14 protein-coding genes and 1 tRNA gene are annotated in these 15,186 nt (G+C 62.8%); 2 read left to right on the top strand and 13 right to left on the bottom strand.

What is annotated here, in order from left to right:
* Nucleotides 1–15: 15 nt before the first annotated feature.
* The 3 genes from H9X91_RS04370 to H9X91_RS04360 form a co-directional block, all read right to left on the bottom strand.
* A complete protein-coding gene (locus H9X91_RS04370) occupies nucleotides 16–1,068 on the bottom strand; it encodes an S-methyl-5-thioribose-1-phosphate isomerase (RefSeq protein ID WP_204802897.1) in 1,053 nt (350 codons plus the stop codon).
* Nucleotides 1,069–1,084: 16 nt separating this feature from the next.
* A complete protein-coding gene (mtnK, locus tag H9X91_RS04365; protein ID WP_204802895.1) occupies nucleotides 1,085–2,290 on the bottom strand; it encodes an S-methyl-5-thioribose kinase in 1,206 nt (401 codons plus the stop codon).
* A gap of 129 nt (nucleotides 2,291–2,419) precedes the next feature.
* Nucleotides 2,420–3,754, bottom strand: coding sequence for a Na+/H+ antiporter NhaC family protein (locus H9X91_RS04360; protein WP_207752455.1), 1,335 nt, complete (start codon nucleotides 3,752–3,754; stop codon nucleotides 2,420–2,422).
* A gap of 306 nt (nucleotides 3,755–4,060) precedes the next feature.
* Here H9X91_RS04360 and H9X91_RS04355 point away from each other — a divergent pair, with 306 nt between their 5' ends.
* Nucleotides 4,061–4,864 carry a DeoR/GlpR family DNA-binding transcription regulator gene (locus tag H9X91_RS04355; protein ID WP_204802893.1) on the top strand — a complete coding sequence of 268 codons (804 nt, stop codon included), beginning with the start codon at nucleotides 4,061–4,063 and terminating at the stop codon, nucleotides 4,862–4,864.
* 122 nt (nucleotides 4,865–4,986) lie between these two features.
* Here H9X91_RS04355 and H9X91_RS04350 read toward each other — a convergent pair whose 3' ends face one another.
* A complete protein-coding gene (locus tag H9X91_RS04350; RefSeq protein WP_204802891.1) occupies nucleotides 4,987–6,384 on the bottom strand; it encodes a hypothetical protein in 1,398 nt (465 codons plus the stop codon).
* Between the two features lie 240 nt (nucleotides 6,385–6,624).
* Nucleotides 6,625–7,371 (bottom strand): peroxide stress protein YaaA, encoded by a 747-nt coding sequence (gene yaaA, locus H9X91_RS04345; protein ID WP_204802889.1) that lies wholly within the window; start codon nucleotides 7,369–7,371, stop codon nucleotides 6,625–6,627.
* 255 nt (nucleotides 7,372–7,626) lie between these two features.
* On the opposite strand from yaaA, the gene H9X91_RS04340 reads away from it, so the two are divergent.
* A complete protein-coding gene (locus H9X91_RS04340) occupies nucleotides 7,627–9,387 on the top strand; it encodes a S8 family peptidase (RefSeq protein WP_243414417.1) in 1,761 nt (586 codons plus the stop codon).
* Between the two features lie 60 nt (nucleotides 9,388–9,447).
* Here H9X91_RS04340 and H9X91_RS04335 read toward each other — a convergent pair whose 3' ends face one another.
* The 8 genes from H9X91_RS04335 to H9X91_RS04300 form a co-directional block, all read right to left on the bottom strand.
* Entirely contained in the window at nucleotides 9,448–9,783 is a 336-nt protein-coding gene (locus H9X91_RS04335; protein WP_204802887.1) for a winged helix-turn-helix transcriptional regulator, read from the bottom strand.
* A gap of 82 nt (nucleotides 9,784–9,865) precedes the next feature.
* Nucleotides 9,866–10,750 (bottom strand): isocitrate lyase/PEP mutase family protein, encoded by an 885-nt coding sequence (locus tag H9X91_RS04330; RefSeq protein WP_204802885.1) that lies wholly within the window; start codon nucleotides 10,748–10,750, stop codon nucleotides 9,866–9,868.
* Nucleotides 10,751–10,966: 216 nt separating this feature from the next.
* Nucleotides 10,967–11,042, bottom strand: a tRNA-Ala gene (locus H9X91_RS04325).
* A gap of 116 nt (nucleotides 11,043–11,158) precedes the next feature.
* Nucleotides 11,159–11,923: a class B sortase gene (srtB, locus tag H9X91_RS04320; protein WP_204802883.1), complete on the bottom strand. Its 765-nt coding sequence runs from the start codon at nucleotides 11,921–11,923 to the stop codon at nucleotides 11,159–11,161.
* Nucleotides 11,924–11,940: 17 nt separating this feature from the next.
* A complete protein-coding gene (locus H9X91_RS04315; protein WP_204802881.1) occupies nucleotides 11,941–12,624 on the bottom strand; it encodes a DNA alkylation repair protein in 684 nt (227 codons plus the stop codon).
* Nucleotides 12,625–12,640: 16 nt separating this feature from the next.
* Complete coding sequence (gene yfcE, locus H9X91_RS04310; protein ID WP_204802879.1) at nucleotides 12,641–13,189, bottom strand: phosphodiesterase; 549 nt, start codon at nucleotides 13,187–13,189, stop codon at nucleotides 12,641–12,643.
* On the bottom strand, nucleotides 13,186–13,617 hold the full coding sequence (locus H9X91_RS04305; protein ID WP_204802877.1) for a PPC domain-containing DNA-binding protein: 432 nt from the start codon (nucleotides 13,615–13,617) through the stop codon (nucleotides 13,186–13,188). The genes yfcE and H9X91_RS04305 overlap by 4 nt, the downstream gene beginning before the upstream one ends.
* An 89-nt stretch (nucleotides 13,618–13,706) precedes the next feature.
* Entirely contained in the window at nucleotides 13,707–15,146 is a 1,440-nt protein-coding gene (locus H9X91_RS04300; RefSeq protein WP_204802875.1) for an aminoacyl-histidine dipeptidase, read from the bottom strand.
* Nucleotides 15,147–15,186 lie beyond the last annotated feature (40 nt).

The following is a 15,186-nucleotide window of genomic DNA, read 5'->3' as shown; positions in this document are numbered from 1 at the left end:
AGTCACTCCTTGCACTCAATAGAACTGTTTGACTTCGGAATCAAAATACTTCCCCAGCAGGTAGGGCACGTACACGCCCTTGTCGGTCACCACACCGGAGATCAGGTGGGGCGGCACCACGTCGAAGGACGGGTAGATGGCCTTCACCTCCGGCACCGTATTGGGGATGCCCCGGTAAGAGAGCACCTGGGCGGGATCCCGCATCTCGATGACGATGTCGTCCTTCGTCCGCTTCTCCCGGTCCGGGATGCCGGTGACGTAGTAGGGCACGCCGAAATACTTGGCCAGGATGGCGATCTGGAAGGTGCCGATCTTATTGGCGATATGGCCGTCCCAGGCGATGGAGTCCGCCGCCGAGGTGAAGAGGTCGATGCCCTCCCGCTCCATGGCGTAGGCGATCATGTTGTCCGTCAGGACCGTGGTCTCGATGCCCATCTGGGCAAAGCAGCTGGACGTGAGCCGGGCGCCCTGCAGATAGGGCCGCGTCTCCGCGCAGTAGGCCCGGAAGGTCTTGTTCTGCCGCTTGGCGGCCCGGATCACCGTGCCGATGATGGTCTCGCCGAAGCACTGTGTCAGGATGGAGCCGCCGTTGGGGATCAGATCCGCCAGGTAGTCCCCCACCACCTGCATGGTGCTGTACCGGCGGTTCAGGGACTCCACCGTGGACGCCACGATGGCCTCCACCGGGTCCCGGCCGGCGGCCAGGGCCTCCTTCGCCACGTCGGCGCAGCGGTAGGTGATCTGGCCGTACCGGTTGGCGGTGGTGGGCCGTGCGTGGGCCAGGTCATAGGCCGCCTGCTGCAAAAACGCCTCCTGCTCCTGGGCGCCCTTGTCCCGGGCCTGCCAGGCGGCCAGGGCCATGCCCATGCCCACGGCGGTATAGGGTCCCGCGCTCTGGGTCACCATGTCCGCGATGGCCTGGACCACCTCATGGTAGTCCGTGCACTCCACGAACCGGACTTCTGTGGGATAGACCCGGCGGTCCAGGATGCGGACTCTGCCGTCTTCAAACCACGCCACATGCTCGTACTGCAGCAGGAACGGCATGTCTTGGTCCATACGTTCCATAATGTCGCTGCCTCCTTTATGCCAGAATCATGCGGAAGGCCCTGGTGACGGTGTCGCCGTCCAGGCCGCTCTCCCGCTCCTTGATCAGGAAGATGCCCATCTTGATGAGGGCCCGCTCCATGGGGATCCGGACGGCCGGATCTGTGACAGAGGTGACCTCCATGACCTTGGAGTCGCCCACCACCCGGCGGATGATCTCCGTGCCGGCGTAGCCGTAGGAGTCGGCCATGACGCCGTCCAGATAGCTGCGGCGGAACCCCTCCGTCCGGTACAGGGGGAAGGTGACCAGCTCGTCGTACTTGGCGGCAAGCTTCCGGGCCGTCAGGTCGCACAGGCTGCGGATGGTATCCTCCAGCGCCTGGGCGGTGGCCGCCTCCTCCGGGGCGGCGAAGCGGCGGTTGGCCCAGGAGAAGAACAGGTTCCCGATGACGTTGCCAATATCATATCCCATGGGGCCGTAGAATGCAAACTCCGGGTCGATGATCTTCACGCCCTGCTCGTTGGCAAAGATGGAGCCGGAGTGGAGATCGCCGTGGAGCAGCGCCTGGGCGTCGTTCATAAAGGCGTTGCGGAGCTTGCCCACCTCGGCGTGGAGGGCCTCGTCCTCATAGAGGAAGGTCCTGACGAAGTCCTCGTTGCCGGCGGTGATGATGTTGCGGTCCTTGTAGTTCCAGTAGGGCTCTGTCAGCACCAGGTCCTCCGTGATGTCGCACAGCTCCGGATTGGTGAAGAACTGCACCCGGCGCTTCTTCTCCTGGCGGTCCAGCACCAGGTCCGTGGTGGGCAGCAGGGACTGGGCCAGGAAGGTGGAGATGTTCTCCGCCAGGTGGCCGTAGACCCGGCCCGCCAGCAGCTCCTTGCGGAGGTTCTTGTAGGCGGAGATGTCCTCCATGGACAGGGCCGCCATGGTCTCGTCGTAGTGGTAGACCTCCGGGATGTAGTCCGGCGCCAGCCGGGACTCCAGCTGCAGGGTCTGGGCCTCGATCTTGTTCCGGTAGATGTCCAGCGGCCGCCCGGAGGAACGCAGCAGCTTGTCCGCCTGCTTGACGATGACGGAGCGGCCGTCCCGCCGGGAGCGGACCTGAAAGACGTAGTTGATGTTGCCGTCGCCGATCTCTGTGCAGTCGGTCTCCTCATCCGGGTCAAACCGGTGCAGGACCTCCACAGCGTAGCGCTTGACGTCGTCCGGCTTCATAAGAAAAAATTCGCTGAATGCAGACATGGATCAATGGACTCCCTTCTCATTTCAGGCCAAAAAGGACAGGAGCCGAGTCTCCTATCCTTTTTGACCCCATGCGGGGGATCTCCCCCGCTCAATTTCAAATTGTAGTCACGGCGAAGCCGGTGTCAATCATTTTGCAGCCGGAGCCTGCTCGGTGTTTTTCACAATGCCCTTGGGCCAGCCGATCAGAATGAAGATCACGCCGAAGATGAACATCATGATGCTGTACCAGCAGAACGGCACGATGGACAGGGTGGACACACCAGCCAGACCGGAGGCCGCCAGGATCTGGCCGGCCCAGGGGCACACGCCGTTGCCCGCGGAGGAGAACAGGTCCAGGATGCTGGCCGCACGGACCGGGGACACGCCGTACTTCTGGGAGATGTCCTTGGCAATGGGGCCGGCGGTGATGATGGAGATGGTGTTGTTGGTAGTAGCCAGATCCAGCAGAGTGACCAGAGCTGCGATGGACAGCTCGGCGCCGCTGCGGCTCTTCACGCTTCTGGACAGAGAGTTCAGCAGCCACTGGATGCCGCCCAGGTAGTGCATCAGGGCCACCAGGCCGCCCACCATGACGGCGATGACTGCGGTATCCTCCATGCTGATGATGCCGTTGCCCACCACGGTCAGAGACTCCGCCAGGGAGAAGCTGCCCTGGGCGATGCCGATGATCAGGCCGGCCGCGATGCCGGCACCCATGGCCAGGATCACGTTGATGCCGATCAGGGACAGCACGATGACCAGGATGTAGGGGATCAGCTGGATGAAGTCCCAGGTCAGCGCGCTCTCATCCAGCGCCGTGGAGGAGGAGTTGAAGAACAGCAGGACGATATTGATGATCACAGCTGGAAGGACCATCAGGAAGTTGGCCTTGAACTTGTCCTTCATGGCCACGCCCTGGGTGCGGGTGGCGGCGATGGTGGTGTCGGAGATGAAGGACAGGTTGTCGCCGAACATGGCACCGCCCACAACGGCGCCGCAGACCATGGGCATGGACATGCCGGTGACGTTGGCGATCTGGATGCCGATGGGCATCAGGGCGGAGACCGTGCCCATGGAGGTACCCATGGCAAAGGACAGGACGCAGCCGATGATGAAGATGCCGGGCAGGACCATGCTGGCAGGCAGCAGCTTCAGGCCCAGATTGGAAGCGGAGGACACCGCGCCCATGGCATTGGCCACGCCGGAGAAGATGCCGGCTTCCAGGAAGATGAAGAACATCAGGATCAGCGTGTCATCTCCGCCGCCCTTGCAGAAGCTGGTGACCAGGTCATCAAAGCTCATGGTGTTCTCATCCTTCTTCCGCATGGCGCAGAAGACGAACGCGCAGATGATGGCGATCAGGATACCGGTATTCAGCGGCATCGTGCTGGCATTACCGGTCAGGATGGTGGAAATGATGTACAGGATGACGAAGATGATCAGTGGCAATAATCCGACAAAGCTGCCTTTTTTATTTCCCATAATAAACTCCCTTCTTATTCTCGATCCGCCGGACCGTTCCGCCGGCAGACCCCTCTGTCACGTGTGCGGCCTCCTTCTCCATCAGAACTTAACCAAATATTATCACAAATTAAAACAAATCTCAACATTATATTAGTCAAATTATATAATTTATAAAGGTTTACTTAGATTTATACTTGTTATTTTCACATAATTCACAGAAAACTGTTGTTATTTGTGGCAGCAACTCAAAAATCTGTTGCGCAGCCCAAAAAAGTAATCTATACTGAGGGCAGTACCAAAAACGGACGGAGGCGAGGCACATCCATGCTGAAGATCGACCGGCAGACCATCATCCAGCAGGAGCTGGCAAAAAACGGGAGCGTCCTGATCCCCGCCCTCAGCGAGATGCTGCACTGCAGCGAAGAGACCATCCGGCGGGACCTGCGGGAGCTGGAGGCCAGCGGCCGGCTGACCCGGACCCACGGCGGCGCCTATCTGATGGAAAAATACGACAAAAGCTACCCCACGAAACTCCGCAAGGTCTACTATCAGGACATCAAGGTCCGTATGGCAAAGCAGGCCATGCAGTATATCCGGGACAACGATGTGCTGATGCTGGACTCCAGCACCACCTGCCTGGAGCTGGCCCGGCTGCTGGTGGAATCCAAGTACAATGTGACGGTGATCTCAAACTCCCTGCTGATCTGTGATCTGTGCAGCGAACAGCTCTCCAGTGTGAACCTGGTTTGCCTGGGCGGCACCTTCCGCCGCCGGACCTCCTCCTTCACCGGTTATCACACCACGGATATCCTGTCCGGCTATCATGCGGACAAGGCCTTCATCAGCTGCCCCAAGATCACGCCGGAGCAGGGCCTGTCCGACAACCAGCTGGAGGAGTCCAAGATCCGGGAGGCGATGCTGACCCACGCCCAGGAGCGGATCCTGCTGATGGACCACACGAAATTCGGCCCCAGCGCCAACGTGCTGTTCGGCAGCCTGGACCTGGTGGATCTGATCATCACCGACGAGCCGGTCTCTGCCCAGTGGGAGGCGGTCAAGGCAAAATCCCACCTGCGGATCGAGATCTGCCGGGAGGATGGCGGCAGATCCGGCAGAAGGCCCCTGTAAGGCCGCCGGCGCCCGTTGGCAGCCGATATACTCCGGCCGTTTGGCCGCAAATATACGCACGAACGCCCCTCGGAACGCTTCCGAGGGGCGTTTTTGTCCGGGCACCCCGCGCCGGGCGGGGCTCAGAGGATCCCCGCCATGGCCATCTTAAAGCCGGAGAGGGCCTGTACATAGCTCTGTGGGTTTTTCCCGATCTTCTGCGGGTCGTAATCGCACATGCTGAAGATGCCTGCATAGGATTGGACGATCTTCCCCAGGTTTCTGTGCAGGAACTCCATCGGCGGGCGGTTCCAGCAGATCTCATGCCGCCCCCGGACGATCCGGTTTTCCATCAGGGCCTGGAGCCCATACACCAGCGGCATGATATACCCATCCGGGCTCACGGTCTCGATCACCTTGCCGCCGAAGGGGGTGCGGAGGTCCCTCCGCTTTTCGTTCAGCGTCTTCACCGCGGTGATCCGGCCATACAGGCCCCCGGCGGCGTTGTAGAGGGCCGGAAACATCTCATAGATGTAGTCGTACAGCTCCGGAAGCTCAGCGGCGATCTGGAAGGCGGATTTCACCTCGCTGTTTTTCAGCTGGTGCTTGTAGCCCTCACCGCTCTCGGATGTGACCTCCGGAGAGCTCATCAGCTTTTCAAACTGCTTCAGGCAGCCGCCCTTGTTGCGATAGATGTTCTGTGCCAGCACCGGCTCCAGAGTCCTGCCGTTGCCGTCCCGCACGGGGGTGATCAGATTCAGCGGGATCCAGGCCAGAGCCACAATGTCCTGGGCCTTGATGTCGCCGCCGTCATTGGTCTTCCAGGCGACCCGGTCGCTCACAGCCGGGTTCCTGGCGTCCAAAAGCTCCTTCAGATCCTCAAAGTAGCCCATCTGGTTGGCCTTGTCGGAGACCGGCAGCTGGACGTTGTTGTTTCTGGCGGCGCAGATCTCCAGCAGTTCTCTCCGAAACGCCTCCACGCAGGCAAGATCCTCCGGGTCCCTGGGCACGAGAAGCTCTGCCGGGATGTAAAAATCCAGCGTGCGGTCATTCGCCTCCTTTTTCAGCGCCTCAAGATAGGCGTGGACGCTGTCTGTGTTCTGCCGCCACAGGGTCTTGAACTCATCCCAGGTCTTCTGCCCCCGGGGAAACGCCAGCCCCCGGGCCTCCATCGCTCGTTGCAGAATGTACAGGCCGATCGCCAGGGTGTTGTGGCCGCCGTCCAGGATCCCCTCGATGGAGCGGTTCTCCGGGGTGATCTTATAGCGGTTCCGCTCCAGGCGCTCATATTGAGAGGCGGCAAGCAGGATCCCTTTCGTCTTGAAGGGAAAGATCATGGGGTCCGTCTCAATGGATTCCTGGATATCCGAGGTCACCGATCCGGTCTTGGAAGACCGGGGATTTGCCTCCAGATCCAGGGCGTCGATGATGGGCACCATGTATTTGGCCGCCACCAGACCCACGACCTTGGTGATCTCCCCCACCGTCTGCTCTCCGGGGAAGTCGAACTTGATGATGACGCTTTCGTGTTTCTGTTCCATGTGCAGTCTCCTTTTCTGTGTGGAGCGTTCCGGAAACAAAACACGGACCGACCCAGGTCGATCCGTGAAAATACAAAGCGAGGGATAAAACCGTATTTCCAGAACCTGTCCAGGTGCTTCTTGTACTCCGCCCGCTGTCCAGCGGGTACTTTGATCCTAGCAGATCCTTCCGTTTCTGTCAAGATCCGACAGGTCCCGGATGCGTGCAGAAGCCTGGCTTCCCCGTTGCCCCCCTCCGCGTCATCCCCGCCGAAGGAACACGCAGGTCCCATCGTCAGACCGCTCCGGCGAAAAGCGGTAGCCCAGCCTGTCAAAATCCCGGATCTCCTTCGGATCCCGGATCCCATTCTCCGCCAGAAAGCGGACCATCTCTCCCCGGGCCATTTTGCAGAGTGTCCCCTTTTCCACGACCCGGTTCCCCTGTTCCTCCCCAAACACGCAGGTGAGGAGCCGGATCCCCGGCCGCAGATGGCGGGAGATACACATGCTGTACTCTTTGGAGGCAAGATCCAGAATGCAGTCGGTTCCCTGGGACAGATCCTCCGCAAGGTCTCCGCCCCAGAATTCATAGAGGTCCCGGAAGGGACCGGCCGCCAGTCTGGCCTGCATCTCCAGCCGGTAGGGCGTCACCCCGTCAAAGGGCCGCAGGATCCCGTAAAAGCCGGAGAGGATCCGCAGATGTTCCTGGATATAGGCAAACTCCCGGTCCGTGAATACCTGCGGCGCCATATACCGATACTGCAGCCCTTCGTAGGCCAGGACAGCCGGCGTCAGCCGCTGCCGCAGGTCCATCTCCCGCAGGCGTTGCACATTTAAGGCGGCGATCCGGTCATTGCACTTCCAGAGCGCCTTCAGCTCCGCCGGAGACATCCCACGCAGGGCCGCCAGGAGCTGCTCCGTTCTGGGCAGGAACCGGGGCAGATCCCGCCAGGGCAGGCTGTCCTGATCCTCCCGCATTCTTTTCGCCGGAGATATGATGATGTACAAGTCTCCCGCTCCCCCTCTCTTCCGCCCCGCGGGCGGCTGGTGATCCTGATGATCCGATTATACGGGATCCCCGGCCCCCATTGCAAGCCCCCGGATCGGCGGGCGGACGCTTGCCCCTGAAGCGGCGGGGCCTGCCGGGTCCCCGTCCCTCTTTTCAGGTTCTTTTAGGCTTTCCGCTGTAGAATCGCAGCATCGGGGCGCTCCGCCGCACGCTCCTGCGGCGGAGGCCGAAGCAATTGTATGGGAGGATCTGCCATGAGACGATTTTCAGCACTGCTGCTGGCCTGTACGATGGGGCTGTCCCTCTGCGGCTCCGCCGGAGCGGCAGAGGGCGCACAGGCCATGGGGGCGGATCTTCCGGCGTCAGACAGCGGGCTCTCCGCATATCTCCAGGGGGAGGTTCTGGTCCAGTACGACGACGGGACCTTCGACATTCTCTCCTATGAGAGCGGTGCCGACCTGTCTGACGGTCTGAAGGCTCTGTCCTCAGACGAGGGAGTGGTCCTGGTCCAGCCCAATTACACCTACCGCAGCACGGTGCTCTCCACTGACGACGCGCTGAGCGGCGAGCAGTGGGCGCTGTCCAACGACGGCACGTTCCAGATGGAGGAACAGCAGAATGAATACCCTGTCTATGAGGATCCCTTTGCAGATCCGGCAGGTCCCGGCCAGTGGACGCCGCCGCAGTACTGGGGGATCCCCGGCGGGCTGCCAGGGCTCTTCTGGGGGTGGTCCGCCGCTTCAGCGGCCTCTGACGCCCAGGTGACTGCAAAGGCCGGGATCGACATCAATGCGGAAGACGCCTGGTCCGTCTATGACGGCGGCAGCCGGGACGTGGTGGTCGCCCTGATTGACACCGGTGTGGACACCTCCCACGAGGATCTCGCCGGCGCTTTCTGGGTCAACGAGGACGAGATCCCCGGCAACGGCATCGACGATGACAACAACGGCTATGTGGACGACGTGAACGGCTGGAACTTCTACGACGGGAACAACCAGATCTATGTGGACAGCGACGATGACAGCCACGGCACCCACAGCGCCGGCACCATCGCCGCCCAGGCGGACAACGGGGTGGGCATCGCCGGCATCGTCCAGAGCGGGCACGTGAAGATCATGGTGCTGAAGGTGCTGGGCGGCACTGACGGCAGCGGCTCCACCGCCTCCATCGTCCAGGCCATCCAGTACGCCGAGGCCAACGGCGCCTCCATCTGCAATCTGAGCCTGGGGAGCTCTGTCAGCGACCGGGCTCTGTACCAGACCATGGCGGATTCCTCCATGCTGTTTGTGGTGGCGGCCGGCAATGACGGAGCGGATTCCGATGCCTCCCCCTCCTATCCTGCCGCATACGGCCTGGACAACATCATCTCCGTGGCCAACCTGAACTATGACGGCACCCTGCACTACAGCTCCAATTACGGTGCAGCTTCCGTGGACCTGGCGGCTCCCGGCTCCTATATCCTCAGCACCACGCCGGAGGACGGGTACAGCTACATGACCGGCACCTCCATGGCCGCGCCTATGGTGACGGCGGCGGCCGCCATGGTCTACTCCTACTATCCGGACATCACCCTGGCCGATGTGAAGGAGATCCTGCTGTCCTCCGTCCAGCCGCTGGACACGCTCCGGGGTCTGACCGCCACCGGAGGGATGCTGGACCTGGGCGCCGCCATGACCTATGATCTCAGCACGCTCTCCGGCCAGGGCTGGGACAACAGCACCGCAGCGCCTCCCGCCAGCACACCGGTGATCCAGATCACATCCGCCAGCCAGAGCGGCGAGACGTATCTGGTCGTACAGGTCACAGACGACGGCGATCTGGATGCCACGGCCTATGCCTCCGGCCTGGTGTCCGCAGAGCAGTTCCGAAGCGGAGCCGGCACCCGATTCTCCTTGGACAGTGAAGGGACCGCCGCGTTCCGGGTGGCCCGCAGCGGGCTCTACACCTTCTATGCGGCAGACCAGGCTGGGAATGAGACGGTGCAGACCGTCTATGTCTTTCGCAGCTTCTTCTGATGCGGAAAACGCGGGCACTCTCTGAAGAAGGTGCCCGCGTTCTTTACCGTTCCGCTGGCGTCAGGGCCGGCGGTGTTCCTCGCCCCATGTGCACATCTGGTCCAGGATGGGGATCAGGGACCGGCCCCGCTCCGTCAGGCTGTACTCCACCTTCGGCGGGATCTGGGGGTATTCCTCCCGATGGACCAGGCCGTCGGCCTCCAGCTCCTTCAGGGTGGCGCTGAGGGTCTTGAAGGAGATGCCCCGGATGTACCGCTTCATCTCATTGAACCGGACCACGCCGAAGTCCATCAGCGTGTAGAGAATGAACATCTTGTACTTCCCCTGGATCAGGGACATGGTGTAGTGGAAGCCGGTCTGCTCCAGATCGGCGTCCTGAATACAGGAAAGGCTCATCAGATACGCTCCTTTTGATCGGTACCGCGCCCTCTTGCGGGCGCCGTACGTTTGGGGACAGCCTCCCGGGTGTCCGCTCCGCTCAGAGCAGATCCCGCCGGACGGCGCTGAGGTCGCCGCTTTCGATCTTCCGCACAGCGGGAAGGCCGATCAGCTCGTTGAATTCCCGGAAGCACAGCATCCGGTCAGAAGAGCCGGCGCTGGTGCCGTTTTCTCTCAGATCCGCCAGCACATCATAGACCGCCTTCGCGGCGGCGTACAGCGTCGTGATGGGGAAGATCACCGCGCTGTAGCCGATCTCCTGCAGCTCCCGGGCGGGGAGGAACGGCGTGCGGCCCCCTTCCACCATGTTGGCGATGGTGGGTTTTCGGATCTCCCGGTTGACACGCTTCATCTCATCCACCGTTTCCAGGGATTCGATGAAGATGATATCCGCCCCCGCTTCCTCGTAGAGCCTCCCCCGGCGGATGGCCTCGTCGATCCCGTGCTCCGTGCGGGCGTCCGTCCGGGCGATGATCAGGAAGTCCGGGTCCCCTCTGGCTGCCGCTGCCGCGCGGATCTTCTCCGCCATCTCCTCTGCAGGCACCACCTGCCGGCCCAGCATGTGGCCGCATTTTTTCGGCATGGTCTGATCCTCCAGCTGGATTGCTGCGGCGCCGGCCCGTTCATACTCCCGGACGGTCCGGATCACATTCACGGGACCGCCGAAGCCGGTGTCCGCATCGCAGGCCACCGGAATGTCCACCGCCATGGCGATGTCCCGGGTCCGCTCGGCCATCTCGCTCATACACATCAAGCCCACATCCGGCTCCCCCAGCTTGCTGGCAGACTGGCCATAGCCGGTGAGATAGACCGCCTGGAACCCTGCCGCCTGGACCAGCTTCGCACTGAGCGCGTCATAGGCGCCGGGCAGGATCAGGATCTCCTCCGCCTCCACCAGCTTCCGAAGTCTCTTTCTCAGTACCATCCCAATGACCTCCTTCATGCGCAGCGCCATTGGCCGCTGCCCCTTTGGTTTTAATTTTAATATCCTACACAGGCGGCCGGTTTGTCAAGAGCCTCCCGGTCTCTACATGCAGTGGGCGGCGAAGCCCCATCCTCCACACGGGTATGCCGCGCTGGCAACATTTCTGTCCGCCGAAAACGAAAAAAATCCGCTCTGCATTTCTGCAAAGCGGATCTTTGGTGGAGATAAGCGGGATCGAACCGCTGACCTCATGACTGCCAGTCATGCGCTCTCCCAGCTGAGCTATACCCCCGAACCGTTTGTCTCAGGCGCGTTCGGCGCTCGGAACAGTGATTAGTATAGCAAGCCGAAGTGGAAATGTCAACACTAAATTTTACTTTTTTCAAAAAATTTTTTGAGGCAGGAATTTCACCGGATTTCCCGCAAGATCCCGTGGAGCACAAAGCGGGCATTTTCAAATTCATAGCTGCAGGTGGAGAGGGTCACCACCCGGTCCTCCTCTGTGGGAGACACCCCGCAGGAAAAGTCGGATTTCCCCCGCACCTCCTCCAGCCAGGCCAGGTAGCTCTCTTCGCCGGAAAAGTCCAGCGTCCAGGCGCTCTCCTCCGTATCCGCCACATAGCCGGAGAACCACTCCACCACATACCGCCGCTCCGGTGTCAGCAGCAGGAACGACGGGTGCGCGTCGTAATACGCCTGCTCCCGGTAGTTGCCAAGCGCTGCGAACATGGTGCCGTTTTTCATCCGGTGGCCGTAGATCACCGTATTGCGGCCGGAGAGATCCGGCTGGCATGCCGCATCCACAAAGAGGCAGCCGGCGCCGTTGGCGGTGCCGTCAAAGAGATGATCCAGATAATAGTCATTGTCCTCTCCCTGGACCACCGGATAGGAGATGCCGGTGTCCGGGCCGTAGAGCCAGGCCGCGACGTCCGGATTCACCGCCGCCAGCTCCGCGAAGTCCACCTCCGGCCAGGCCGGCTCCGCCGGCGTCTCCTCGATCTCCGCCGGCGCAGTTTCATCCGGGGCGGACGGCAGCGTCACGAACTGCTCCAGCTCGGAATAGGCGGTCTCCCCCGCCCGGTACTCCCCCAGGGTCCGGAGCACCTGATATCCGCTGAAGCAGGCGACGCCCAGAAACAGGCAGAGCAGGAGCCAGAACGTCCGCCGTCTCATGTACTTCCCCCTTCCGCTCAGTCCTTCCACCGCAGGCTGCGGAGATAACCCTTCTGCTCCGGTGTGATCCGGTAGCTCTCCACGGCCTTCTGGATGGTCTTGTTGTGGATCCAGCGGTCCAGGCGGCGCTGCTCCAGATAGGGCAGGGATGCGTCATACTGCTTGGCCAGAGCGGTGGCAAAATACCAGGCCACCATCATCCTCACGTAGTATTCCTCCCGCCGGACGCCGGCGGCCAGCTCCAGATACTCCGGCCGGAACGCCTCGTCCAGATAGAAGCTCAGCAGCATCCCCAGGCCGAAGCGGACCGTGTAGGGGTGCCGGTCCTCCGCCCAGCGGCGGATCTGGTCCGGCAGCTCCGGCGGATGCGCGCGGAAGGCCCTGGGGCTCAGCAGGTCGCAGGTGGCCCAGTTGTCCACATAGGGCAGGAACGTCTCCAGCGCCGCCACAGTGGCGCCATAGTCCCGGTACGCCGAGATCAGCAGGCCGTGGAGGTTGTTCTCCTCATAGTAGCGGTGGGGCAGCCGGCGGAGGAACTCCTCCGCCGCCGGGGTCCCGGCCAGCTCCTTCGCCAGCTTCCGCAGCGCCGGCGTCCGGACGCCGATGACCGTCTCCGGGTCCACGGTGGGCATCAGCTTGCTCTGGAATGCCTGATAGGCCGGGTCCTGCCGGTCAAACAGCAGTTTCTGGATGTCCGTCATCGTCTGTTCCCCCGTTTCAGCGCAGTTCGTCCCTTACCCTGCCGTCCAGATCCAGCCACTGAATGGCCTCCTCCGTCATCCGGATGCAGCCGTGCCAGCTGCCCTCCTTTGGGATGGAGACGGAGCCGGGGTTCAGATACCACACCCCGTCCTCCTGCCGCTTCACGGGCACGTGGAAGTGGCCGTAGACCACATAGCCCGCCCCGTCCAGTGCTTCGGGAGCAGGCCGCTGGTCCGCGTTCCAGTGGTGGCCGTGGGTCAGGAACAGCCGCCTGCCGCACAGGTCCTCCACCCGGAAGTCCGCCTCGATGGGAAAATCCAGCACCATTTGATCCACCTCCGCGTCGCAGTTGCCGTGGACGCAGAGGATCCGGTCCTTCCGCTCATTCAGCATGGCGAAGACGGCCTTCGGGTCATAGCCCGCCGGCAGATCGTTCCGGGGGCCGTGGTACAGCAGGTCGCCCAGCAGCACCAAGCGGCCTCCTCCCTGCCGCTCCACCAGGTCCAGCAGCTTCCGGCAGTACAGGGCGCTGCCGTGGATGTCTGATGCGATCCATACGTTCATCGTCGTTCTCTCCTGTCCTTCATGGTCTCTTTTGCGTGTGCAGGGGCGATCACCAGCTCGTCATAGCCGGTCTCGCTGTCCGGGGCGCGGGTGAAGACGCGGTCCGGGACCTCCGCCAGCACGATTTCCGCCGTGGTGTTCACGATGCACCCCGGCAGCAGGTGGCCGCCGAAGGTGGTGAGGTCCTCCCGGCTGAAGCTGGCGTGGAGGTGGCAGCCGTGCTCCGACACGGTGCCCATCAGGGAGACGATCTCCACGTCCTCCTCCCCACTGCGCACCCGGACGCCGGTGGCGTCCCGCAGCCGCCAGCGGAAGACACACCCCACGCCGGAGACCACGGCCCCGGCGGCGATGTGATGGTCGTTCACATAGGTCTCGACGGCCTCATACAGATCCTGCCCCCGGTGGAGGCGGAAACAGTGGTACATTTCGTTCCCTCCCCTTTCTGATTTGCGGATATTATACCATGGGTCCCCGTTTAAAACAATGGGGCGCGGCCTCTGCCGCGCCCCTGTCCTTACTTGGACCGCTTCAGGACCTCCAGCACGAATCGCCACACCCGCTGGACGGAGGCGATGTCCATCCGCTCTCTGGGGGTGTGGATGTCCAGCAGGTCCGGCCCCACGGAGACGCAGTCCAGCCCCGGCAGCTTGCCCGCCAGGATGCCGCACTCCACACCGGCGTGGATGGCCTCGATCTGCGGCGCACTGCCGTACTGCTCCCAGAAGATCTCCGTCATCAGGTCCCGGAGGGGAGAGTCCTGCCGGTACTCCCAGGCGGGGTAGTCCCCGGAGATGGATACCGTGCCTCCCAGCTGCGCCATCAGGGCACGGAGGCGGCGGTGGAGCATCTCCTTCTGGCTGCCAAGCGAGCTGCGGACGCAGAAGGTGGCCGTCAGGCTGTCCGCCTCTGTGGCGAGGATGCCCAGGTTCAGGGAGGTCTGCACCAGCCCGGGGATGTCCATGCTCATGGCCTGGATGCCGTTGGGCAGGCAGGTCAGCATACAGAGGGCCTTCTCCGTGGACGCCCTGTCCATGGGCGTCTCCGAAACTTCACAGGCCGTCACCTCCACCCGGAGGCCCGGATCCGCCACGGCGTATTCCCGGGTCAGGGCCGCGGCCATTTGCTCCGCCGCCTGCCGGGCGGCGGCCTCGTCAGACGCCACCACCTGGGCGGATGATTCCATGGGGATGGCGTTGTCCTTGCCGCCGCCCCGCGCCGTCACCAGCCGCAGCTCCGTCTCCGCTCCCATGGCCTGGAGCACCCGGCCCAGCACCATGCAGGCGTTGGCCCGGCCCTTGTGGATCTCCGTGCCGGAGTGGCCGCCCACAAGGCCGCTGACCCGCACTGCCAGCGCCGTGCCGGCAAAGGCCGTCCGGGTCACCGGCAGGGCGCACCGGGCCATGCTGCCGCCGGCGCAGCTGACGGTAAAGACGCCCTCCGCCTCCGAGTCCAGATTCAGCAGCTTCCGCCCCCGGAGGGGAGACGCGTCCAGCGCCACGGCACCCATCATGCCGATCTCCTCCTCTGTGGTGAAGACCACCTCCAGCCGGGGGTGGGGGATCGACGGGTCGTCCAGGATGGCCAGGGCCATGGCCACGGCGATGCCGTCGTCGCCGCCCAGGGTGGTGCCCCGGGCCCGGACGCAGCCGTCCTCCACATAGAGGTCCAGGCCCTCCTTCTCCATATCCTTGGTGCAGCCGGGCTCTTTCTCACAGACCATGTCCAGGTGGCCCTGGATGAGGATGGGGTCCGCCGCCTCATAGCCGGGAGTTGCCTCCTGGATGAGGATGACGTTCCCCGCCTGGTCCTGGTAGTGCTCCAGCCCCCGCTCCCTGGCGAAGGCCACACACCAGTCGCTGACAGCCTGGCAGTTCCTCGAGCCGTGGGGAATGGCGCACAGCTCCTCAAAAAAACGGAACACCCCCTGGGGTTCCAGCTGTTCCAACACGCGCATACTTGCTCCTTTCCCGGCGGGCCGCATCTCCGGCGCCGCC

The sequence above is a fragment of the Oscillibacter valericigenes genome, from assembly GCF_016902445.1.
GTDB lineage: Bacteria > Bacillota > Clostridia > Oscillospirales > Oscillospiraceae > Oscillibacter > Oscillibacter avistercoris.
Note: the sequence above shows the minus strand (reverse complement) of the source record. Positions and strands in the feature narration are given on the sequence as shown.